Genomic DNA, 21,912 nt, shown 5'->3' on the forward strand with positions numbered 1-21,912 from the left:
ATTAAATCTTCGTCCGTTCTCTTATTCTCCGAGCCACTTATACTTATATGAATAAGTGTTGGCGGTATAACTGATAGGGGTGGATTCGCCGGTGTACACAGCGACATGCTCTCTGGTGTTGCCCGAGGCGGTGAATTCAAGCACATCTGTCTGCGTGCTCCAATCGCTCGTAAATACGACGCTGTATCTGTGTCCTGAATACAGCGTGATATTCTGTCTGGCAAGAGAAATGCTCCAGGTGTCCGTGTTTTCGATCTTGGACATGGTTTCCTTTATCGAGCCCCAGGCCGCCAAAACGGTATCCGCGGTTTTGTCCGTGAGGAAGCAGTACATTCTGTCAAAATCGCTGAATGTATCTTCCGCGACCTGAATTCTGATGATTTGCGAATAGAGCGGCGTATCGCTTTGCTCAGCCGTTGACGGCGTCTGAGTTGACGGAGCCTGAGTCGCGTTTTCGGAATAGACGGTTGTTTCCGCGGTATTCTCCTGCGGCTGCTGAGTGCCGGCTTCGATGTTGTCGGTCACGGCGCGGCTGACGGGAACGGTCTGTGCGGTTGTTTCCGCGGCGGTCGGTTCGGTCGGCTCTGTACTTGAGGGCTGAGTCATAATGTATGTATGCGAGGAAGGAGCGGTGAACGGCTCGGACGGATTATCCGCGTTCGATTTCCCTGACATCACAGCGGCGCCGATTCCGCCGGCGGTGATAAGGCACGCAGCTCCGACAGCCGCCGCTTTTATAGGCAATGAGGCGGACGCTGACGAGGGATTGACAGCCGCTACCTTGATTTCGCCTGCCTGTGTCGCATACGGGATCAGAATATTCTTTTGCCTTTCCGCGCCCTGGATCAGGCTGAACGATATCACGGACATGGGCGGTACCGCGCAGGAGGCGAGAGCCGCGCCGCCGTATTGCTCCAGATATTTTTTCATGGACTGACGCGCGGAGTACAGGCGGCTTTTCACGGTGTTTTCGTTGACCTCAAGGATATCTGCGATCTGCTTTACGCTCATCTGATTAAAGTAAAACATCATCACGCTTTCACGCAAAAGCTGAGGCAGCGCTCTGACCGCTTCTCTCACATAACCGCAGACCTCCTCGGTTTCCGCTGATTTCTCGGGACAGATCTGGTCGTTTTCATCAGCGAATTACCATGTGTCCTCGTCAATGCTGATATGCTCCTTTGTGCGCGAGAGCTTTGTTTTGCAGTAGTTCGCGGCAATCGTTTTCATCCAGCCCAGAAAAGCCTTCGGTTCGTCGAGTGTATCGAGCTTTTTGAGAATGGTCAGCAAAATATCCTGCACCGCATCCTTTGCCTGTTCCTCGTCGCCGAGCAAAGTCAGGCTGTAGTAGTACAGATATCCGCTCACCATATTGATGACGTCCTCCATCGCCTTGCGGCTGCCGTTCTGCGCCTTTGCCACCAAGCGCGACAGCCTTGCGTTATCTATTTTATATTTAGGCTGTTTGTTCATGCTGATCCCTTCTCTTTCCTCTCATTTTCCCCTTTCATTAAAAAGGACTCTGAAGTTCGGAAAAGGTTTGCTGCTTTTTTAAAATTTTTTCTGAATCTATGATAACAGAAAAAATCAATGTTGTCAATCGGAGCGGAAAAACTTAGCCTTGACAAGCCGCTGAATTTCATTATAATATATATAGACACTTTTCAATATGGTGAATAAAATGGAAATGAACGAAAAGAAAACCGCCGAGCTGTTCAAGGCGCTCTGCGATGAAAACCGCATAAAGATTTTGAAGCTGCTGCAGTCGGGCGAGAAGTGCGCCTGCCGCCTCAATGAGGAAATCAGCGTCACCCAGCCCACCATGTCGCACCACATGAAGGTTCTCTGTGATTCGGGGATAGTTGTCGGCCGCAAGGAAGGAAAGTGGATGCACTACTCGATTTCACAAGAGGGTGCCAAAGCCGCCGTGGATATTCTCTCGCAGCTGACAAATGTGCAGACGGAACAGAAGGAATCCTGCTGCTGATCAAAGCCGTGCTCATGCACGGCTCTGTTAATGGACTATAAATAGACAAATTTCGATTTATCTATATTTTGGAGGTATTATGGGGAGCTTTATTCAGAATGAAATACTCGGAATGGCGTGGCTTGAGCGCCTTATAGGCAGTTTGCTAACGCTATGCGGACTCGACACCGATAGCAAAATCGGCGGCAGCGTCCTGTTTTTTATCTATGACACAATCAAAATCATGCTTTTGCTCGGCGTATTGATTCTGATAATCTCGTATATTCAGAGTTATTTTCCGCCCGAAAGGAGCAAGAAGCTGCTCGGCAGGTTCAACGGCTTGGGTGCGAGAATCATCGCCGCACTCCTGGGAACGGTGACGCCGTTTTGCTCGTGCTCGTCAATACCGCTGTTTATCGGTTTTACAAGCGCGGGTCTGCCGCTCGGGGTGACGTTCTCGTTCCTGATCTCGTCGCCGATGGTCGACCTCGGCAGCCTTGTGCTGCTGATGAGCATTTTCGGGTGGAAGGTCGCCGTCGTCTATGTCGTGCTCGGACTTGTTATCGCCGTTGCGGGCGGCACGCTGATCGAGAAGCTTCACCTAGAGGATCAGGTTCAGGAGTATATCCGAAACGCGAAGGCGATCGATATTCCGCAGGAGGAGCTGCGTTTTTCAGACAGGCTTAAATACGCGTGGGGAGAGGTGCTCTCAACCGCGAAGAAGGTATTCCCTTATGTGCTGATAGGAGTCGGAATCGGCGCGGTCATTCACAACTGGATCCCCGAGGAGTGGGTGATCACCGCGCTGGGCGGCGACAATCCCTTCGGTGTGATCATCGCGACGATCTGCGGAATCCCAATGTACGCCGACATCTTCGGCACGATACCGATCGCCGAGGCTTTGCTCGGAAAGGGAGCGCTGCTCGGGGTAGTGCTCTCGTTCATGATGGGCGTTACGACGCTGTCACTGCCTTCGATGATCATGCTCAAGAAGGCGGTCAAGGCAAAGCTGCTGGGAATTTTCATCGCCATCTGTACGGTGGGAATAATAATAGTAGGTTACGCGTTCAACGCGCTGCAATTTTTGTTGATATAAAAACGGAGGTATAAAAATGGCATTTTTCAATCGTAAAAAGGAAGAAGCAAAACCCTGCTGCTGTTTGGGAACCGCTCAGACCGCAAAGTACGACGCTGTGCTTTCTGAGGTAACGAGCGTCAAGGTTCTCGGTGCGGGCTGCAAGTCGTGCCATCAGATGTACGAGAACACAAAGCAGGCGGTCAGCGACCTCGGTCTCGGAGTTGAGGTCGAGTACATCACCGATATGGAAAAGGTTATGCAGTACGGCGCGATGTCGATGCCCGTGCTGGTAATCAACGAAAAGGTCGTGTCCGCAGGCAAGGTGCTCAAGCCGCAGGAAACAGTAAAATTATTATCCAGATAATGCTCAGGGCTGACGCGTTTGATCTGCGTCAGACCTGATTTTGTAATATAAATTATTCAGCCTGAATATCCTTTAATGCTCTGCTCAGCTTTGCGACGGGCAGTCCGACAACGTTGAAGTAGTCGCCGCGGATACCCTTGATCAGCAGCGAGCCTTTTCCCTGAATGCCGTACGCGCCTGCCTTGTCCGCAGGCTCTCCCGTGATGATGTACGCCTTTATCTCCTCGTTTGAAAGAGGATAGAACTCTACCTCGGTCACGTCGGAAAAGGTGAGTTTTTTGTTTCCCTTGTAAATCGCGCAGCCCGTGATCACGCGGTGAACCCTGCCCGATAGCAGCCGCAGCATTTCGAACGCTGCCATGTCGCCGTGGGGCTTGCCGAGCATTCGGTTCCCGACAAATACGCCAGTGTCGCAGCCGATAACAATGTCGTCGGGGTATTGCGCGCTTACAAAAGCCGCCTTTTGGTAGGCAAGGTGTTCGGGAACGCTCTCGAGCGGAAGGCTCTTGTCGACGCTTTCGTCGATATCGGCGGGTACGATTTTGAAATCCTCGGTAATGAGCTTGAGCAGCTCCTGTCTGCGCGGTGAGGCAGAGGCGAGTATGAGCATAAAATCAGTCCTTTTTTGAGTTCTGATACTATTTTACACCGTTTCGCGAAAAAAGTAAATAAAAACCATTGACAAACGGATAAAGTGGTGATATAATAAAGCCTATAAAACACGTAGGTTTTATAATTATTCCAAAAGGAGATAATAAATCATGAAAGTATATCAGCATATCACAGACCTGATCGGCGGCACACCGCTTCTCAGACTTACCAATTATCTTGACAATAACGGCATCGGAGCGGAGATTTACGCGAAGCTCGAGTATTTTAATCCCGCGGGCAGCGTAAAGGACAGAATCGCGCGCGCGATGATCGACGAGGCAGAGGCGACAGGCGCGCTCAAGAAGGGCGCTGTAATCATTGAGCCGACCAGCGGCAACACAGGTATCGGTCTTGCGGCGGTTGCAGCATCGAGAGGCTACCGCGTGATCCTCACCATGCCCGAGACAATGAGCGTTGAGCGCCGCAATCTGCTCAAGGCGTACGGAGCCGAGATCGTTCTTACCGAAGGCGCGAAGGGCATGAAGGGCGCTATCGAAAAGGCAAATCAGCTCGCATCTGAGATCGAGGGCAGCTTCATTCCCGGTCAGTTCATCAATCCCGCGAATCCGCAGGCGCATATCCGCACCACAGGTCCCGAGATTTGGGAGGATACCGACGGCAAGGTCGATATCTTTGTTGCGGGCGTCGGCACAGGCGGCACTCTCACGGGTGTAGGCACATACCTCAAGTCCAAGAATCCCGACGTAAAGGTTGTCGCTGTTGAGCCGGCAGGCTCTCCCGTACTCTCAAAGGGTACCGCAGGCCCTCACAAGATCCAGGGCATCGGTGCCGGCTTTGTACCCGATACCCTCAATACCGAGATTTACGATGAGATTATCACAGTAGAGAACGAGGACGCTTTCGCTGCGGGCAGAACCCTCGCGAGAGGCGAAGGACTTCTTGTAGGTATTTCATCGGGCGCGGCTGTCTGGGCGGCTGCACAGCTTGCAAAGCGCCCCGAGAACAAGGGCAAGGTAATTGTCGCTCTGCTTCCCGATACGGGCGAGAGATACCTCTCAACAGCAATGTTTGCGGAATAAAAGTATTACGAGGCGGTGAGAAATCACCGCTTCTTTTTTTGCGGCATAAAAGGTCAGCGGCGTTGCAAGAGTGGTATTTTGACGGAATTCATTTCATATTTACTTGATTTTTGGTTGATTATGAGATATAATAAAAGTTAACAATTATGTAATTAAAAACGAAGGGTGGATATATAATGAAGAAATGTATTTCAGTTTTATTATGTCTGATTCTTGCTTTTTCGTCTGTTTCTCTGTTTGCTGTCAGCGCGTCTGCGGCGGAAAATATACTTACGGTGAACGCTACCTCAAACATTCCGGAGCTGTTTCCGGGTTCAAGCATGGAAATCAGTTCCGCTTCCGGTTCCGATCAGGTTACGGTTACATATTGGTACAATACAAAGAATTATTGCATGCTCAACTGTGAGTTCACACTGACCTATGACAGAGATTATCTTGAGTATGACCATACGAAGAATGTTAACGAAAAGCTGAATGATCGAGGTAATCTGGTACCTTTATTTGTAAAGAACGCGTTTGTTAAAGGAGAACCGAAGGGCATAATTTTTAACACTAACCCGGCATCTTTTGCTGAGGGAAATATCGGAGCGATAAAGGCAAACTGCACCAACACAAACGGATATGACGTTTGTGAGGGGAAGTCGGCGTTTATTTCCGTGACCTTCAATGTGAAAAAAAATTCAGGTGAAACGAACGTAAATCTGCAAATAAAAACTTTGGGATTTCGCAAAGACGGCGAGACGACGGTCAATCCCGTGTACCTTGTTTCGAAGAGCCAGATTGTAAAAAATTCGCCTGTGGAATATGTGACTGATAAGAGCTATTCCGTTGCTTACGCGGGTCCGTATAATGAAAAATATGTACCTGTGGTTGATAATGACAAAAATCTCGAAATCAGCATGAATCTCGAGCTTACGGTCAACCTCAAAACGGCGTTTTATGTGAAAAAGGCTGCGGTCGGAGATATGACCGATTTGCGTATGAATATTAAATATTCCGATGATTACAGCACTGTGGACAAAGATCTGACGTACAGCGAAGCAACAGTCGATGGTGTTGAATATTACAAGTTTGTCTATGAGGGAGTTAATCCTCAGCGTATGTATGATGAATATAAGGTGACTGTTTCTGCAAACGACAATGGAATACCCCACTATCGTACCGAAACTAAAGGCGTCAAGAGCTATATTTACAAAGCTCTGACAGATTCCAAAAACCAAAAATGGTATACGATTTTTGTTGACCTTCTTAATTACGGCTCGGCAGGTCAGACCTTCAAGGGCTATCACGCTGATAGCCTTATCAACAGAAACCTGATCGGTTATAGAAATATCTCTAATTTAAAACCTGTAATTGATGCGGAAAACGCCAAGCTGGACTGCCCTGTTACAGCTTTAAACGACTACATCAGAGAGGTCAATGACGACAATTTCAGAAAAATTGATAATCCCGAAGCCGAGTATATGGGGATACAGCTGGTGCTCGGAAGCGTCATCGCGATGAAATACCACTTTAACATCGCCGATCCCGCGGGAAAATATGTAAGAGTTTTGCATTATGACAGTAACGGCAACAAGGTCAGCGATCCCGTATATATTCCCGCAGAGGAGTTCCTGAGTGAGAACGGTCATTATGCGGTGATGTACAAGGATCTGAAAGCAAATCAAATGCGCGATTTGGTTTATTTCACGGTTGTGGACAGCGAAAAAAAACCGATCGGCAGCACCACACGCTTCAGTATCGTTTCTGAGTATTATATCAGAAAAAAACAGATGGAGAATCCCGGCTTTCTGAGCGATAGCGATAAGGAATATGTGCAGGAGCTGGTTGCTTATGAAAAGGCAATGATGATTTACGGCGATTCTGTTATATTTTATTTGAAGAACAATCCTGATTAAAAGATTAAGGACGGCAACTCGCCGTCCTTTTTTCTGCAAAAACGGCACACAGAATGCGTGCCGAAGTGTTATTTCATTTGCTCGTTAAGGTATTTTTTCAGAGCCGCAAAGGTGCTGCTGCTTATGACGTGCTCGATTTTGCAGGCGTCGTTTGTCGCGGTTTCCTCGTCGACGCCGAGCCTGATGAAGAATTCGCTGAGGACGGTGTGACGCTCGTATGTGCGCTGAGCGACCTCAAGTCCTGCCTCGGTGAGATGAAGTCCGCCGTCGTGGGCAACGGTGATATAGCCGCCGTCGCGGAGAATTCCGACCGCACGGCTGACGCTGGGCTTGGAGTATCCCATTTCCTCGCCGACGTCGATAGAGCGCACAAATCCCTTGCGCTGACTGAGAACATATATGGTTTCAAGATACATTTCGCCTGATTCTTTCAGCTGCATCAAATCACTCCTAAATATTCTGATTCCATGATATCATAAAACAAAAAAATAATCAATGGTTTTTTGAGTAACGGGTATGTAACAATGCGTTTCTCAGCGGCCATAAATCTTCGGACAGAGAATAGGATACGTGAGAGTCAGATGAACCCTTCCCGCGAAAATGAAACACATAAGAATCATAAAACCTTTAGAACGCGGATCGCCCGCGGACGAATGCCCGATGCCGTATCAGTGACCGTCAATCTTCGGACAGAGAATAGGAAACGTGTGATTCAGATGAACCCTTCCCGCGAAAATGAAACACAAAAGATTCATAGAACCTTTAGTACGCGAAACAAAAAACTTGATTTTTTTAGAGAATAGGAGTAGAATAGTGGAAGTGTAATTTTTGGAAGATGAAGGAAGTGTCATGATGTTAACACTTGACAAGATTTATCACGCATCATATGTATTGAAGGACGTTATCCGTCAAACACACATTGTAAAGGCTTCGGCTATTACCGACGACTGCGAGGTTTACCTCAAGCCCGAGAATCTGCAGATCACGGGTTCGTTCAAGGTAAGAGGCTCAGGCTACAAGATCTCACAGCTCTCCGAGGAGGAGAAGGAGAGAGGCGTTATCGCGTGCTCAGCGGGCAACCACGCTCAGGGCGTTGCGCTTGCCGCGACTAAGTACGGTATCAAGTCTTTGATTTGTCTGCCCGACGGTGCTCCGATTTCAAAGGTCGAGGCTACAAAGGGCTACGGCGCTGAGGTCTGCATGGTCAAGGGCGTGTATGACGACGCTTATAACGAAGCTCTCCGTCTGCGCGACGAGAAGAACCTGACCTTTATTCACCCCTTTGACGACGAGAATGTCATCGCCGGTCAGGGTACTATCGGTCTTGAAATCCTCAACGAGATGCCCGACGTCGACGCTGTTGTAGCGGCGATCGGCGGCGGCGGTCTGCTTTCGGGCGTTGCGCTCGCAATAAAGAGCCTGAACCCCAATATCAAGGTTTACGGCGTACAGGCTGAGGGTGCACCCTCAATGTACGAGTCCGTCAAGCAGGGCAAGATCGTTTCTCTCGATAAGGTATCCACGATTGCCGACGGTATCCAGGTCAAGGAACCCGGCGAGCATACGTTTGAATATATCAGCAAGTACGTTGACGATATCGTAACGGTTTCCGACGACGAGATCGCTTCCGCGATTCTTAAGCTGATCGAAACCCAGAAGATGATCGCCGAGGGTGCGGGCGCAGCTCCTCTCGCGGCTGTAATGTACAACAAGCTCCCCGTTAAGGGCAAGAAAGTTGTCTGCATCGTTTCGGGCGGTAATATCGACGTGACGATCCTCAACAGAGTGATCAAGCGCGGTCTTATCATGAGCGGCAGACAGCAGACTCTGTGCATTCAGCTCCAGGATAAGCCCGGTCAGCTGCTAGCTGTATCGAAGATCATCGCTGACCACGGCGCGAACGTCATCTCCGTTCACCACGAGAGAGCGGGCGAGGGTACCGACGTTACGGCGGCGTATCTGAGGATCATTCTCGAGACGAGAAACTTCGAGCACGTCAACGAGATCTCTAAGGCACTTAAAAGCGCAGGCTTCAAGCTTGTTTGATTATTGGTTATACAGGAGGAATACATCATGGATTATGTTTATACAAAGAACGCGCCCGACGCGATCGGCCCTTATTCACAGGCTGTAAAGGCAAACGGACTCGTTTTCACCTCGGGTCAGATCGCTATCAACCCTGCTACAGGCGCGGTTGAGGCTGATACTATCGAGGCTCAGACCGAGCAGGTCTGCAACAACCTCAAGAATGTTCTTGAGGCTGCAGGCTCTTCACTCGACAAGGCGGTAAAGACTGTTTGCTTCCTAGCGGATATGAACGACTTCGCGGCGTTCAACGCGGTTTACGGCAGCTACTTCACCTCAAAGCCCGCGCGTTCCTGCGTAGCGGTAAAGACCCTGCCCAAGAATGTTCTGGTAGAGGTCGAGGTAATCGCCGAGGTATAATTCTAATAACGAATAAAAGGCAGGCTGCGTGCCTGCCTTTTTGTTTTTAAACCGCGCGCAGTCACCTTCTGACGATCGTATCATATGATGAATTATACAGTGATTACGGTTGGTGTTATGTATGCAGAATAAAATCAGAAGCTTCGGAATACTCGGCGGCGACAAGCGGCAGCTTTTTTTGGCGGATTCGCTGATAAAGGACGGCTACCGCGTCATGCTCGGCGGTTTCGATAATTTGCGCAGTATAGGCGATATAACGATCGCCGACGTGAGAACGGCGCTCGGCTACAGCGACGCAGTACTGTTGCCGCTGCCGTCGGTGAGGGCTGACGGCAGCCTGAACGCGCCGTTCGCGGTGAGTACGCTGTATTTTGACGAGGAGGAGCAGGAGCTCCTGAAGCAAAAGCCCGTGTTCGCCTCGATGAAGGACAGATTGATACGCGCGTATCCCGCACTAAAGAGCGCGCGGATATATGACTACGCGGCACGTGACGATTTTTCGGTGCTCAACGCGGTGCCGACAGCCGAGGGCGCGGTGGAGTGCGCCATGAGCGCTTACGAGGGAACGATAGCGGGCGCGAGGTGTCTGGTCGTCGGGTTCGGCAGGATAGGCAAAATCCTTGCCCGCATGCTCAAGGCTCTCGGCGCGGAGGTAACGGTCAGCGCGAGAAGCTCGACCGACCGCGCGTATATCTCGGCGCTGGGTTATGACTTTGTAAATACTGAGAAGCTGACGGAGATCCGCGGCTATAATATCGTATTCAATACCGTGCCGAAGCTGATTTTTGACAGAGAGCTGCTGGAGAACACCGACTGCGATACGCTGTTGATAGACCTTGCGTCCCTGCCGGGGGGAGTGGATTTCGACGCGGCGAGCGCCCTGAGGATAGACGCGCAGCGCGCGCTTTCGCTGCCGGGAAAATGCGCTCCCAAAACGGCGGGGGAAATAATCAAAACAACCGTATTCCGAATGATCGAGGAGGTAAATCGGTGACAAAGGCAACCATTGGGTTTGCGATGTGCGGTTCCTTTTGCACCTTTTCAAAGGCATTTGAGCAGATGCGCGCGCTGGTGGAGGACGGCTACGATGTGATACCTATTATGTCGGGCAACGCGTCGTCTACCGACACGCGCTTCGGCAAGGCGAGTGAGATGATAGAGCGCGCTGAGGAGATCACGGGAAAAAGAGTGCTGACCACGGCGGTTCAGACCGAGCCGATCGGCCCGAAAAAGCTGTGCGACCTGCTCGTGATCGCGCCCTGCACAGGCAATACCCTCGCAAAGCTCAGCCTCGGCGTGACAGATACATCTGTTACAATGGCGGCGAAATCCCACCTGCGTGTGCTGCGGCCGGTGCTGCTCTGTGTTGCGACAAACGACGCGCTGGGCGCGTCCGCGCAGAACATCGGCAGATTGCTGAACACAAAGAACATCTACTTCGTACCCCTGAAGCAGGACGACCCTGTCAAAAAGCCGAATTCTCTCGTCGCAGACTTCAATAAGCTGAAGCCATGCGTCGAGGCGGCGCTTGAGAACAGACAGGTGCAGCCTGTGTTTGAATAATTTTTGCGCGGCAGGTATTGTACCTGCCGCTATTTTGTGGTAGAATAATATTGTATATATTTTTGAAAGGCAGTTTAACGATGAAATATTGTAAAAAGTGCAAGCATATCCATGAGGACAAGTTTGACATCTGCACCGAGTGCCGCAAGCCGCAGCAGCTTTATCCGATCGAGGACGAGAATACACCCGTGTTTCTGCTGTCCGCGTCGGGCTTTGAGGCTCAGCGAGTTCAGTCCGCACTCGAGAGCGGCGGAATCCCGAGCGACCTTGCCGCGAGAAAAAACAACCTCTCCGCGGACGCCGTGACAGGATCGGATATCAACGACAAGGATATCCTCGTGCCTTATGCAGCCTATGAGAAGGCGTACGATATCTGCGTCGGCATCGGCGCGATAAAGCCCGAGGGCGAGGAAATAACGGTAGATATGCAGGATGTAGAGAACACAGCCGAGAGCGAGGAGCAGGTCGAAATGAGCCCCGCGAAGCGCACTACGGTCAAGATTCTCTCGGCAATCCTGATAATTATCCTGTTTTGCCTTGTGATCTGGGGCACGGATTTCCTCACGGGATTTCTGACAGGATTTTTTAAGTAACGCATATAAAACGTAAAGGAGTCATACATATGAATATTGAAACAAAGTTCCTGCACGCAGGATATGAACCCAAGAACGGCGAACCCCGCCAGCTTCCGATTTACCAGAGTACCACATGGAAGTACGCTTCCAGCGACGACATGGGCAAGCTCTTTGATTTAGAAGCGAGCGGTTATTTCTACACCAGACTTCAGAACCCCACCAACGACATGGTAGCCGCGAAGCTCGCAGCTCTTGAGGGCGGCGTCGCAGCGATGCTCACCTCGAGCGGACAGGCGGCTAACTTCTTCGCGCTCTTCAACATCTGCGAGACAGGCAGCCACATCGTCGCTTCCTCTGCGATTTACGGCGGCACCTACAATCTTCTCGGCGTAACGATGAAGAAGATGGGCATCGACGTCACCTTTGTCGATCAGGATCTGCCCGAGGAGGAGCTTGCAAAGGCGTTCCGTCCCAATACAAGGGCGCTGTTCGGCGAGACCATCACCAATCCCACCGTTACCGTTCTCGACATCGAGAAGTTCGCGCGTCTTGCGCATTCCCACGGAGTTCCGCTTATCGTCGACAACACCTTCGCGACTCCCGCGAATTGCCGCCCGATTGAGTTCGGCGCTGACATCGTCACACATTCGACCACAAAGTACATGGACGGCCATGCCATCAGCGTAGGCGGCGCGATTATCGACAGCGGCAACTTCGACTGGATGGCACACGCCGATATGTATCCCGGACTCACCACCCCCGACGAGAGCTATCACGGCCTTGTATACGCCGAGAAGTTCGGCAAGCTCGGTTATATCACAAAGGCGACCTCTCAGCTCATGCGCGACCTCGGTTCTATCCAGTCACCGCAGAATGCGTTCTATCTCAACAACGGCCTTGAGAGCCTTCATGTCCGCATGAACAGACACTGCGAGAACGCGAAGAAGGTCGCCGAGTTCCTCAGCAAGCAGGATAAGGTGGCGTGGATCCACTATCCCGACCTCGAGGGCGACAAGTACAACGAGCTTTCCAAAAAGTACCTGCCCAACGGCTCCTGCGGCGTAATGGCGTTTGCCGTAAAGGGCGGCAGAGATAAGGCGATCAGGTTCATGGACAGCCTCAAGCTCGCGACGATCGCGACTCACGTTGCCGACGCGAGAACATGCCTGCTCCACCCCGCGAGCCACACCCACCGTCAGCTTTCCGATCAGCAGTTGCTTGAGGCGGGCATCGCACCCGATCTGATCCGTCTTTCCGTAGGTCTCGAGAACGCCGACGACCTGATTGCGGATCTCAGGCAGGCTCTCGAGCAAATCTAAGTATTTTATCTGATAATAATTCCGACTGTGCAGGCCGCCTGACCGCGGTTTTGCCATACAAACTGTCCATTAAACAGAGGGGTACGCTATGAAAAACTTTGTTTCCGCGATCATCGTCGCAGCGGGCGGTTCCGTCAGAATGGGAATCGCCGACAGCAAGCAGTTTCTGCCGTTGCTCGGCAAGCCCGCGATTGAATATACTTTGCGCGCATTTCAGAAATGCCATCTGATCCGCGAGATAATAGTTGTCTGCCGCGAGCAGGACATGGAGCGCATTCGGCAGATTGCCGACGAAAACGGCTTCTCCAAGGTGAAGCGCCTTATCCCGGGCGGAGCCAGCCGCGCCGAGAGTGTGCGCAACGGCATTTCCGCGGCTGACGAGAACACAAAATACTACGCCATTCACGACGGCGCGCGTCCGCTTATCACCGTTGAGGAGATCGACCGCGTCACCGAGGCTGCTTTCGAAACAGGCGCCGCAACTCTCGGCACCTCTGTCACCGACACGATCAAGATCGTCAACGGCTACAACGTCATTGAGAGCACGCCTCTGCGTTCGCAGCTCCGAGCGGTTCAGACTCCGCAGGTTTTTGAAAAAGACCTCTACACCTTCGCTCTCGAGAACGCCGGCGACAACCTGATAAACTTCACCGACGACTGCTCGCTGATCGAGCACATGGGAGGCGAGGTCGAGGTCGTCAAGGGCAGCAAGGAGAACATCAAGCTCACCACGCCCGTCGACGTGATCATTGCGGAGAGCATTCTTAAGGACAGAGCCAGATAAGGCAGAGGAGAACCACTATGCGAATTGGACACGGCTACGACGTTCACCGCTTTGCCGAAAACCGTAAGCTGATACTCGGCGGAGTTGAGATCCCGTTTGAGTACGGACTTCTCGGACATTCCGACGCCGACGTGCTGCTCCACGCGATCTCCGACGCGCTTCTCGGAGCCGCCGCGCTTGGAGATATCGGCAAGCTCTTTCCGGATACAGACGACAGATTCTTGGGCGCGGACAGTCTTTTGCTGCTCGCCGAGGTCGTGCGTGTTCTTGAGGAAAACGGATACAAAATCGTCAATATCGACTCCACCGTGATCGCCCAGAAGCCAAAGCTGCGCGGTTACATAGATACCATGCGCCGGAATATCGCCGGCGCGTGCAAAATCGACGTCTCTCAGGTCAGCGTCAAGGCGACCACCGAAGAGAAGCTCGGCTTTACAGGCAGATTGGAGGGCATTTCAGCCCACTCGGTTTGCCTTATTGAGTAATATTTGTAAATGAAGAAGGAGAAATTAATATGAAAACCTGCCCACAGTGTCACGCGAATCTGGCTGACGACGCGGTGTTCTGTACTAACTGCGGTACACCTCTGAACGCGGCTCCTCAGGCTGAGCAGCAGATCCAGCCCTATCAGCAGCAGCCGGGTCAGCAGACGCCCCCCGTACCGCCTGCGGCTCCTGCGGTAAGTCCGTACGACCACACCGCCGAATTCAGTGAGGAAGAGGTGCACGATAACAAGATCTTTGCCCTCGCGATCTATGCCCTCAGCTTTATCGGCATCATCATCGCGCTGCTAGCGAAGAGCTCCGACAATTCCGCGTACCTGCGCTTCCACATCAAGCAGGAGCTTTCGATCCTGATCACACAGGTTCTGGTCGGTTTCGCGACCGCTGTTCTCTGCTGGACCTGTATCGCTCCGATCGCGGGCTGTGGCTTGCTCGCTTTTCTCGGGGTAGTTGAGATCATCTGTTTCATCAACGTTTGCCGCAACAAGTCGATTGAGCCGCTTCTCGTCAGAAAGCTCAAATTCTTAAAGTAATAAAACCGACACCTCGCTCATAGGATAGGGCGAGGTGTTTTACATATGAGAAAAGTGATCGTTTCAATATTGCTCGCCTGTTCGCTCCTGATAACGGCTGCCGCGCCCGCGTTTGCCCTTGACGAGGGGAGTATTTCTGCGCCGTCGGCAATCCTTATGGAAGCAAGAACAGGTAAAATTCTTTTTGAGAAAAATGCGCATGAGAACAGACCATGCGCGTCTATCACAAAGGTCATGACGCTGCTGCTTGTTTTCGAGGCGATGGACAGCGGCAGGCTTAGTCTTGACGATACGATTACTTCATCTGCGCACGCGGCTTCGATGGGCGGCAGCGACATCTGGCTCGAGGAAGGCGAGAGCATGACCGCTGACGACATGATCAAGGCAACGGTAGTCGCCTCGGCGAACGATGCGGCTGTCGCGCTGGCGGAGCACATCAGCGGCAGCGAGGACGCGTTTGTCGAGCAGATGAACGCCCGCGCAAAGGAGCTGGGCATGGACGAAACGACCTTCAAGAACTGCAACGGACTCGACGAGGAAGGCCACCTGACCTCGGCTTACGACGTGGCTCTGATGTCGCGCGAGCTGATGAAGCACGAGAAAATCTACGACTACACGTCGATCTGGCTCGACTATCTCAGAAACGGCGAGACCCAGATCGTCAACACCAACAAGCTGCTCAAGACCTACAAGGGTATTACGGGTCTGAAAACAGGCACCACCGACGATGCTGGCTGCTGCATGGCGGCTTCGGCGCAGCGCGACGGAATGACCCTGCTCTCTGTTGTGCTAGGCTGCGACACAGGCAAGCAGCGGTTTGCGGATTCAGCCGCGCTTCTCGACTACGGCTTTGCGAATTATGCTGTAAAAGAATTAAAAGCCCCCGAGGATCTGCCCGATACGCTTTCGGTAAACGGCGGAATGGAGAGCTCTGTCGGCATTTCCTGCGATATTCAGGGAAGCATCGTCACCGAGAAGGCGAGCGCGGACGAAGCTCAGTGCGAGGTCGATCTGCCCGAGGCGGCGGACGCTCCGGTTGAGGAGGGAGAGGTCGTCGGAAAAATAACCTACACCTTCGGCGACGAGAAGCAGACCTATGAGATACTCGCCGAGAACGCCGTTGAGCCTACCTCGTTCGGCAGGATTTTCGCCTATCTTTTTAATTCTATAACTGCATTATAAATTTTGGTGAAAACGCCTTGCAAAATACCCTTGTTTATTGTATAATAAATGAATAAAGGTATTTGGAGGAGTTTATACTATGGCAACAAAATTAACTGATAAGTATTTAAACGGTTTTATCAGCGACCATGAGTATGAGGGTATTGCAGGTGAAGTCAAGGCAGCGCATAAGGCTCTGCATGACGGAACATGTCTCGGCAATGACTTCATCGGTTGGCTGAACCTTCCCACAGATTATGACAAAGAGGAGTTCGCCCGCATCAAGGCTGCTGCCGCGAAGATCAAGAAGGACACCGACGTGTTTGTCGTTATCGGCATCGGCGGTTCCTATCTCGGCGCGCGCGCTGCGATCGAGTTCCTCACCTCACAGAACTACAACCTCACCTGCAAGGACACACCCCAGATCTTCTTCACGGGTAACTCCATCAGCTCTTCGGCGCTCGCCGAGATCATGGAGCTTTGCGAGGGCAAGGACGTTTCTGTAAACATGATTTCCAAGTCCGGCACAACCACCGAGCCCGCGATCGCTTTCCGCGTATTCCGCGAGATGCTCGAGAATAAGTACGGCAAGGAAGGCGCACGCGAGCGCATCTACTGCACCACCGACAAGGCGCGCGGCACTCTCAAGGAGCTCGCTGACAAGGAAGGCTACGAGACCTTCGTAGTACCCGACGACGTAGGAGGCAGATTCTCCGTTCTCACAGCTGTCGGCCTGCTTCCAATCGCTGTTTCGGGCGCTGACATCGACGCACTCATGCAGGGCGCTCAGACCGCTCAGAAGGAGCTCGACAACGACGACCTGTTCACCAACGACTGCTACAAGTATGCCGCTATCCGCAACCTGCTTTACCGCAAGGGCAAGACCATGGAGATCATGGTAGCCTACGAGCCTGCCTACACCATGATGGCTGAGTGGTTCAAGCAGCTCTACGGCGAGAGCGAGGGCAAGGACAACAAGGGTATCTATCCCTCAAGCGTTGTATTCTCGACCGACCTTCACTCCCTCGGCCAGTACATTCAGGACGGCAGACGCACAATGTTCGAGACAGTAGTGCTCTTCGACAAGTGCAAGCAGGAGATCACACTCGGCACCGATCCGACAAACGTAGACGGCCTCAACTTCCTCAGCGGCAAGACCATGGGCTTTGTCAACCGCAAGGCGTTCGAGGGCACCGTTCTCGCTCACAACGACGGCGGCGTTCCCAACATCGTGATCAACGTTCCCGAGATGAACGAGACCGAGCTCGGCTATCTCATCTACTTCTTCGAGAAGGCATGCGCTATCTCAGGCGCAATGCTCGGCGTCAATCCCTTCAACCAGCCCGGCGTTGAGAGCTACAAGAAGAACATGTTCGCTCTTCTCGGCAAGCCCGGTTACACCGAATTAAAGGCTGAGCTTGAGGCAAGACTCGGCTGATCCGAATATCATCACAGTTTAAAATACAGGAGGTTTTTACAATGGTTAAATTATTAATCGGTAAAAAAGGCACAGGCAAAACAAAGAAACTCATCGCTCTCGCTAACGAGGCAGTAGCGGCTTCCTCAGGTAACGTAGTTGTTATCGAGAAGGGCTCCAAGCTCACCTACGACGTTACCCACAAGGCAAGACTTATCGACACCGAGCAGTACACTATCTACGGTTATGATATGCTCTACGGCTTCCTCAGCGGTATCTGCGCGGGCAACTACGACGTGACCGATATCCTTGTTGACTCCACCTTCAAGATCGCTCCCGAGGCGATCGCGGGTCTTGAGTCCTTCACCAAGAAGCTGCAGGATCTCTCCGAGACAACTTCCACCAACATCACCCTCCTCATTTCCGCTGACAGCGCCGACATTCCCGAGTCCATCAACGCGGTTTGCGAGCAGGTCTGATCTGTTAATTGAGTATTTTACGCGCTCCCGAGGTAATTCGGGAGCGTTTTTCTCGCAATAATACAATATTATTCCTATTTGGAAAAAACGGCTGTGCTATGCGCCGAAAAAGCGGTAAAAATTCAAAAATCTCGTGTTTTTCGGTTGACAAAGTCCCGAACCTTTTGTATAATATAAGACAGCGTTTTAATATGCGTTTATGCGGTTTGGGGTGTGTCAATGCTTTTTGAACTGAAATCCGTCTTTATGAACGACGGCGAAACAAAGAAATGTTCCTACGAGCTTGATATTACAAAACTCGACGTCGACGGGATTTTTCCATTCACTACTCCCGTTACGGTCAACGCCGAGGCACAGAACCGCGCTAGCCTCGTTACCCTGACGCTCAGCTGCAAATACGGCTTTTGCCGTCCGTGCGACCGCTGCGGCACTCCCGTTGAGGACGAAACGGAAGTCAGCTTTTCTCACCCTCTGGTGCAGGAGCTTGTTGACGAGCGCAACGACGACTATATTGAAACACCCGATTTCACCCTCGAGCTCGACGAGGTTGTCATCTCGGACATCATTCTGCACTATCCTCAGAAATATCTCTGCAAGGACGACTGCAGGGGACTGTGTCCGAAATGCGGCAAGAACCTCAACGAAGGCGATTGCGGCTGCGACAGAACGCAGGTAGATTCGAGGCTTGAAATTCTCAAACAGCTTATGGAAGATGAATAATATACAAGGAGGTCTTTGAAATGGCAGTACCTAAGAGAAAAACATCACACGCAAGAAAGAGCTCAAGACGTTCAACAGTATGGAAGCTCAACGCGCCCACACTCACAACTTGCCCCAACTGCGGCGAGCTGATGGCTGCGCACAGAGCTTGCGGTAACTGCGGTATGTACAACGGCAGACAGGTTATCGTTAAGAAGGAAGCGTAATCCTTTATCTGAAAACGATGGGCGGCAGGAGCTATACTTCTGTTCGCCCTTTTGTCTTATAGACAGGAGTTGATCAACATGAACAAGCCTGTGATCGCGATCGTGGGCAGACCGAATGTCGGAAAATCAACACTTTTCAATAAACTCATCGGACAGCGCGTTTCCATCGTCGACGATACTCCGGGCGTCACCCGCGACCGCATTTACGGCGAGGTCGAGTGGTGCGGCAAGACCGCAATGGTCATCGATACGGGCGGAATCGAGCCAAAGAGCGACGACGTTATTCTCGAGCAGATGCGCCGTCAGGCAGAGCTTGCGATCGATACAGCCAACGCGATCATCCTTGTGACCGACTGCAAGAGCGGCATGGTCGCGACCGATGCGGACGTGGCACAGATGCTTCAGAAGTCAGGCAAGCCGATCGTCGTCTGCGTTAACAAGTGCGACACCGTCGGCGAACCCGATATGGCATTCTACGAGTTCTATAACCTCGGCTTGGGCGACCCGGTACAGGTTTCAGCCGTACACGGCCACGGCACGGGCGATTTGCTCGACGCGGTGTACGAGCACCTGACCTTCTCCGACGAAGAGGAGGAAGGCGAGGACGCGGTGAACGTTGCGGTGATAGGCAAGCCGAACGCCGGCAAGTCCTCTCTCATCAATAAAATAACCTCGTCCGAGCGCTGTATCGTGTCCGACATCGCGGGCACCACGCGCGACTCTATCGACACCCTGATCGAGAACAGCTACGGCAGGTTCAATTTCACGGACACCGCGGGACTCCGCCGCCAGAGCCGTATTTACGACGACATCGAGAAATACAGCATTCTGCGCGCGAAGATGGCGATCGAGCGCAGCGACGTCTGCGTTATCATGATCGATGCCACAGAGGGTATCACCGAGCAGGACACCAAGGTCGCGGGACTTGCTCACGAGGCGGGCAAGGCGTGTATTCTCGCTGTCAACAAGTGGGACGCCGTCGAGAAGAACGACAAGACCATGTCCGAGTTCAAAAAGAAATTGGACGCGGATTTTGCCTTTATGTCCTACGCTCCTCAGGTTTTTATCTCCGCAAAGACGGGACAGCGTATCGACAGGCTGTTTGAGGCGATCGTCGCGGCAAACGAGAACGCCAGCCTGCGAATCCGCACGGGTATGCTCAACGAGCTTCTCGCTCAGGCGACGACGCGCGTACAGCCGCCGTCCGACAAGGGCAAGAGACTCAAGATTTATTATATGACACAGGCGAGCGTAAAGCCGCCGACCTTCGTGTTCTTCTGCAACAACGCGGAGCTTTTCCACTTCTCATACCAGCGCTATCTCGAAAACCGTATCCGCGAGGCATTCGGGCTCGAGGGAACGCCTATCCGCATGATTATCCGTGAAAGGGGCGACAAATAATGGATCCTGTCATAGGGGTTATCACATCAACATTCGGCACATACTGGTGGGTATGGCTGCTCACCGCCGTGATCGCTTATCTTATCGGCAGCGTCAATCCCGCAGTCATCGTCACAAAAATCTGGACGAAGGGCAAAAAGGATATCCGCGACATGGGCAGCGGCAACGCGGGCTTCACAAACGTCCTGCGTTCTGTCGGCAAGGTTCCCGCGATTATCACGATAGTCTGCGACGCGCTTAAATGCGTAGCCGCGGTGCTTATCGGCGGACTGCTGTTCGCCCTTATTGCGGGTGACAGCTCGGTTGCTCCCCAGGTGATAAACGTCGGAAAATACCTCGCAGGTATCTTCTGCATTCTCGGTCACTCATTTCCACTCTACTTCCACTTCAAGGGCGGCAAGGGCGTCGTTTCGGCGGCGGCACTCATGCTCACGGAGGATTGGCGCGTATTCCTGATGATACTCGCGACCTTCCTGATATTGTTCCTCATTTCAAAGATAATCTCGCTCGGCAGCATCGCAGGCGCGGTTCTCTACGGCCCGTATACATTCATCGCCACCTTCCTGTTCGACAGGCTTGTCTACGGCGACAACCTGCCCAGCATCGCCTATGTGGTGATCTCCACCGCCGCCGCGCTTATAATCGGTATCTTCGTTACCATCAAGCACAAGGATAATATCGGCAGACTTATCCGCGGCGAGGAAAAGAAAATCAAAGCTAAAAAGTAATTAATGAAATCAGCAGTCAGCGCAAACTGATTGCTGATTTTTTTCTCTTGATTTTTCGCCGAAATAGTAGTAAAATATTCAGTGATGTGTTAAGCACTTTTATTAATATTTACAATAGGGGCGAACGATATGAACGATTGCATTTTCTGTAAAATTATCGACGGTTCCATTCCGTCAAAAAAAGCGTATGAGGACGACAGGATCCTCGCCTTCCACGATGTGAATCCGCAGGCGCCTGTACATGTGCTTGTAGTACCCAAGGAGCACATCTGCTGTGCCGACGCGATCACGGCTGAAAACGTGGACGTTGTGGCACATATCTTCACAAAGATTCCCGAAATCGCCAAGTCACTCGGACTCACAAACGGCTACCGTATCGTAAACAACTGCGGCGACGACGGCTGCCAGACCGTGAAGCACCTGCACTTCCACATTCTCGGCGGCAAGCAGCTCAACGGCGAAATGGCGTAAGAGGTGGCTGAGATGGATAAGTACAAAATGACGATCGCGGGCGTAGAACGCGAACTGAATATGTTCCCCGTAAACGATAAGCTCGACATCGCGGCGTTTATCATGTTCGGTGACGTCGAGGTGACAGAGAAGGCTGCTGCGGAGCTGCTCAAGATCTGTCCCGAGCACGACGTAGTTGTATCAGCCGAGGCAAAGGGTATTCCGCTCTGCTACGAGATGGCACGTCAGGGCTGCCGCGAGTACGTTATCGCGCGCAAGAGCATCAAGGTATATATGCGCAACTGCACTCATGTCACCGTAAACTCAATCACCACTGAGAACTCCCAGACGCTCTATCTCGGCGAGGACGACGTAAACTTCCTCAGGGGCAAGCGCGTGCTGATTGTGGACGACGTTATCTCCACAGGCGAGAGCCTTGCTGCGCTCGAGCAGCTTATGGAAGCCTGCGAGGTCGAGGTAGTCGGCAAGGCGTGCGTGCTTGCAGAGGGAGACGCGAAGAACAGAGATGATATCATCTTCCTCGAGCCGCTGCCGCTGTTTTTCAAGGACTGATATTTTGAAAGGGTTTGGTTCTTCCAAACCCTTGAATTTTCGATAAAGTGAGGGAGCT

General features: G+C 52.0%; 27 protein-coding genes. 23 read left to right on the top strand and 4 right to left on the bottom strand.

Annotation, left to right across the window (positions count from 1 at the left end):
• Positions 1–21 precede the first annotated feature (21 nt).
• Positions 22–1,080, bottom strand: coding sequence for an RNA polymerase sigma factor (locus AB1I49_RS03195; RefSeq protein ID WP_407721362.1), 1,059 nt, complete (start codon positions 1,078–1,080; stop codon positions 22–24).
• A 66-nt stretch (positions 1,081–1,146) separates the two neighbouring features.
• Positions 1,147–1,473: an RNA polymerase sigma factor gene (locus AB1I49_RS03200; protein WP_407721363.1), complete on the bottom strand. Its 327-nt coding sequence runs from the start codon at positions 1,471–1,473 to the stop codon at positions 1,147–1,149.
• A 214-nt stretch (positions 1,474–1,687) separates the two neighbouring features.
• Here AB1I49_RS03200 and AB1I49_RS03205 point away from each other — a divergent pair, with 214 nt between their 5' ends.
• From AB1I49_RS03205 to AB1I49_RS03215, 3 genes are all read left to right on the top strand, one after another.
• Entirely contained in the window at positions 1,688–1,987 is a 300-nt protein-coding gene (locus tag AB1I49_RS03205; RefSeq protein ID WP_186834229.1) for an ArsR/SmtB family transcription factor, read from the top strand.
• A 79-nt stretch (positions 1,988–2,066) separates the two neighbouring features.
• Positions 2,067–3,062 (top strand): permease, encoded by a 996-nt coding sequence (locus tag AB1I49_RS03210; protein ID WP_186834217.1) that lies wholly within the window; start codon positions 2,067–2,069, stop codon positions 3,060–3,062.
• 16 nt (positions 3,063–3,078) lie between these two features.
• Positions 3,079–3,408 (top strand): thioredoxin family protein, encoded by a 330-nt coding sequence (locus AB1I49_RS03215; RefSeq protein WP_186834216.1) that lies wholly within the window; start codon positions 3,079–3,081, stop codon positions 3,406–3,408.
• 52 nt (positions 3,409–3,460) lie between these two features.
• Here AB1I49_RS03215 and AB1I49_RS03220 read toward each other — a convergent pair whose 3' ends face one another.
• Positions 3,461–4,018, bottom strand: a complete 558-nt coding sequence (locus tag AB1I49_RS03220) for a Maf family protein (RefSeq protein WP_407721364.1) — start codon at positions 4,016–4,018, stop codon at positions 3,461–3,463.
• A gap of 151 nt (positions 4,019–4,169) precedes the next feature.
• Here AB1I49_RS03220 and cysK point away from each other — a divergent pair, with 151 nt between their 5' ends.
• Together cysK and AB1I49_RS03230 are read left to right on the top strand one after the other, a co-directional pair.
• Positions 4,170–5,099 carry a cysteine synthase A gene (cysK, locus tag AB1I49_RS03225; protein WP_186834214.1) on the top strand — a complete coding sequence of 310 codons (930 nt, stop codon included), beginning with the start codon at positions 4,170–4,172 and terminating at the stop codon, positions 5,097–5,099.
• A gap of 176 nt (positions 5,100–5,275) precedes the next feature.
• Entirely contained in the window at positions 5,276–6,997 is a 1,722-nt protein-coding gene (locus AB1I49_RS03230) for a hypothetical protein (protein ID WP_405317825.1), read from the top strand.
• A 68-nt stretch (positions 6,998–7,065) separates the two neighbouring features.
• Here the strand turns inward: AB1I49_RS03230 and AB1I49_RS03235 are convergent, their stop codons facing one another.
• Positions 7,066–7,437, bottom strand: a complete 372-nt coding sequence (locus tag AB1I49_RS03235; RefSeq protein ID WP_186834212.1) for a metal-dependent transcriptional regulator — start codon at positions 7,435–7,437, stop codon at positions 7,066–7,068.
• Positions 7,438–7,849: 412 nt separating this feature from the next.
• Here AB1I49_RS03235 and ilvA point away from each other — a divergent pair, with 412 nt between their 5' ends.
• From ilvA to AB1I49_RS03325, 18 genes are all read left to right on the top strand, one after another.
• Positions 7,850–9,043, top strand: coding sequence for a threonine ammonia-lyase (ilvA, locus tag AB1I49_RS03240; protein ID WP_186834228.1), 1,194 nt, complete (start codon positions 7,850–7,852; stop codon positions 9,041–9,043).
• Positions 9,044–9,070: 27 nt separating this feature from the next.
• Positions 9,071–9,442 carry a RidA family protein gene (locus tag AB1I49_RS03245; RefSeq protein ID WP_207752159.1) on the top strand — a complete coding sequence of 124 codons (372 nt, stop codon included), beginning with the start codon at positions 9,071–9,073 and terminating at the stop codon, positions 9,440–9,442.
• 121 nt (positions 9,443–9,563) lie between these two features.
• Positions 9,564–10,436 carry a dipicolinate synthase subunit DpsA gene (dpsA, locus tag AB1I49_RS03250; protein ID WP_186834211.1) on the top strand — a complete coding sequence of 291 codons (873 nt, stop codon included), beginning with the start codon at positions 9,564–9,566 and terminating at the stop codon, positions 10,434–10,436.
• Positions 10,433–11,005: a dipicolinate synthase subunit B gene (locus AB1I49_RS03255; protein WP_316610457.1), complete on the top strand. Its 573-nt coding sequence runs from the start codon at positions 10,433–10,435 to the stop codon at positions 11,003–11,005. Before dpsA ends, AB1I49_RS03255 begins: the two co-directional genes overlap by 4 nt.
• An 80-nt stretch (positions 11,006–11,085) precedes the next feature.
• A complete protein-coding gene (locus AB1I49_RS03260) occupies positions 11,086–11,598 on the top strand; it encodes a hypothetical protein (RefSeq protein ID WP_186834209.1) in 513 nt (170 codons plus the stop codon).
• 29 nt (positions 11,599–11,627) lie between these two features.
• A complete protein-coding gene (locus AB1I49_RS03265; RefSeq protein ID WP_186834208.1) occupies positions 11,628–12,899 on the top strand; it encodes an O-acetylhomoserine aminocarboxypropyltransferase/cysteine synthase family protein in 1,272 nt (423 codons plus the stop codon).
• Between the two features lie 88 nt (positions 12,900–12,987).
• Positions 12,988–13,683: a 2-C-methyl-D-erythritol 4-phosphate cytidylyltransferase gene (gene ispD, locus AB1I49_RS03270; protein WP_316609790.1), complete on the top strand. Its 696-nt coding sequence runs from the start codon at positions 12,988–12,990 to the stop codon at positions 13,681–13,683.
• A gap of 17 nt (positions 13,684–13,700) precedes the next feature.
• Positions 13,701–14,168, top strand: a complete 468-nt coding sequence (ispF, locus tag AB1I49_RS03275; RefSeq protein WP_186834206.1) for a 2-C-methyl-D-erythritol 2,4-cyclodiphosphate synthase — start codon at positions 13,701–13,703, stop codon at positions 14,166–14,168.
• 29 nt (positions 14,169–14,197) lie between these two features.
• Positions 14,198–14,719 (top strand): zinc-ribbon domain-containing protein, encoded by a 522-nt coding sequence (locus tag AB1I49_RS03280; protein WP_186834205.1) that lies wholly within the window; start codon positions 14,198–14,200, stop codon positions 14,717–14,719.
• Positions 14,720–14,764: 45 nt separating this feature from the next.
• Positions 14,765–15,901, top strand: coding sequence for a D-alanyl-D-alanine carboxypeptidase family protein (locus tag AB1I49_RS03285; protein ID WP_186834204.1), 1,137 nt, complete (start codon positions 14,765–14,767; stop codon positions 15,899–15,901).
• A 79-nt stretch (positions 15,902–15,980) separates the two neighbouring features.
• On the top strand, positions 15,981–17,318 hold the full coding sequence (locus AB1I49_RS03290) for a glucose-6-phosphate isomerase (protein WP_186834203.1): 1,338 nt from the start codon (positions 15,981–15,983) through the stop codon (positions 17,316–17,318).
• A gap of 41 nt (positions 17,319–17,359) precedes the next feature.
• On the top strand, positions 17,360–17,776 hold the full coding sequence (locus AB1I49_RS03295) for a hypothetical protein (protein WP_186834202.1): 417 nt from the start codon (positions 17,360–17,362) through the stop codon (positions 17,774–17,776).
• A 219-nt stretch (positions 17,777–17,995) separates the two neighbouring features.
• Positions 17,996–18,496 (top strand): YceD family protein, encoded by a 501-nt coding sequence (locus AB1I49_RS03300; protein ID WP_186834201.1) that lies wholly within the window; start codon positions 17,996–17,998, stop codon positions 18,494–18,496.
• 20 nt (positions 18,497–18,516) lie between these two features.
• Positions 18,517–18,702, top strand: a complete 186-nt coding sequence (gene rpmF, locus AB1I49_RS03305) for a 50S ribosomal protein L32 (RefSeq protein WP_186834200.1) — start codon at positions 18,517–18,519, stop codon at positions 18,700–18,702.
• Between the two features lie 78 nt (positions 18,703–18,780).
• A complete protein-coding gene (gene der, locus AB1I49_RS03310; RefSeq protein WP_186834199.1) occupies positions 18,781–20,103 on the top strand; it encodes a ribosome biogenesis GTPase Der in 1,323 nt (440 codons plus the stop codon).
• Complete coding sequence (gene plsY / locus AB1I49_RS03315) at positions 20,103–20,831, top strand: glycerol-3-phosphate 1-O-acyltransferase PlsY (RefSeq protein ID WP_407721365.1); 729 nt, start codon at positions 20,103–20,105, stop codon at positions 20,829–20,831. Before der ends, plsY begins: the two co-directional genes overlap by 1 nt.
• 129 nt (positions 20,832–20,960) lie before the next feature.
• Entirely contained in the window at positions 20,961–21,302 is a 342-nt protein-coding gene (locus AB1I49_RS03320; RefSeq protein WP_186834197.1) for a histidine triad nucleotide-binding protein, read from the top strand.
• A 12-nt stretch (positions 21,303–21,314) separates the two neighbouring features.
• On the top strand, positions 21,315–21,854 hold the full coding sequence (locus AB1I49_RS03325; protein WP_186834196.1) for a phosphoribosyltransferase family protein: 540 nt from the start codon (positions 21,315–21,317) through the stop codon (positions 21,852–21,854).
• Positions 21,855–21,912 lie beyond the last annotated feature (58 nt).

This window comes from Ruminococcus sp. NATIVEDY160, assembly GCF_045819885.1.
GTDB lineage: Bacteria > Bacillota > Clostridia > Oscillospirales > Acutalibacteraceae > Ruminococcoides.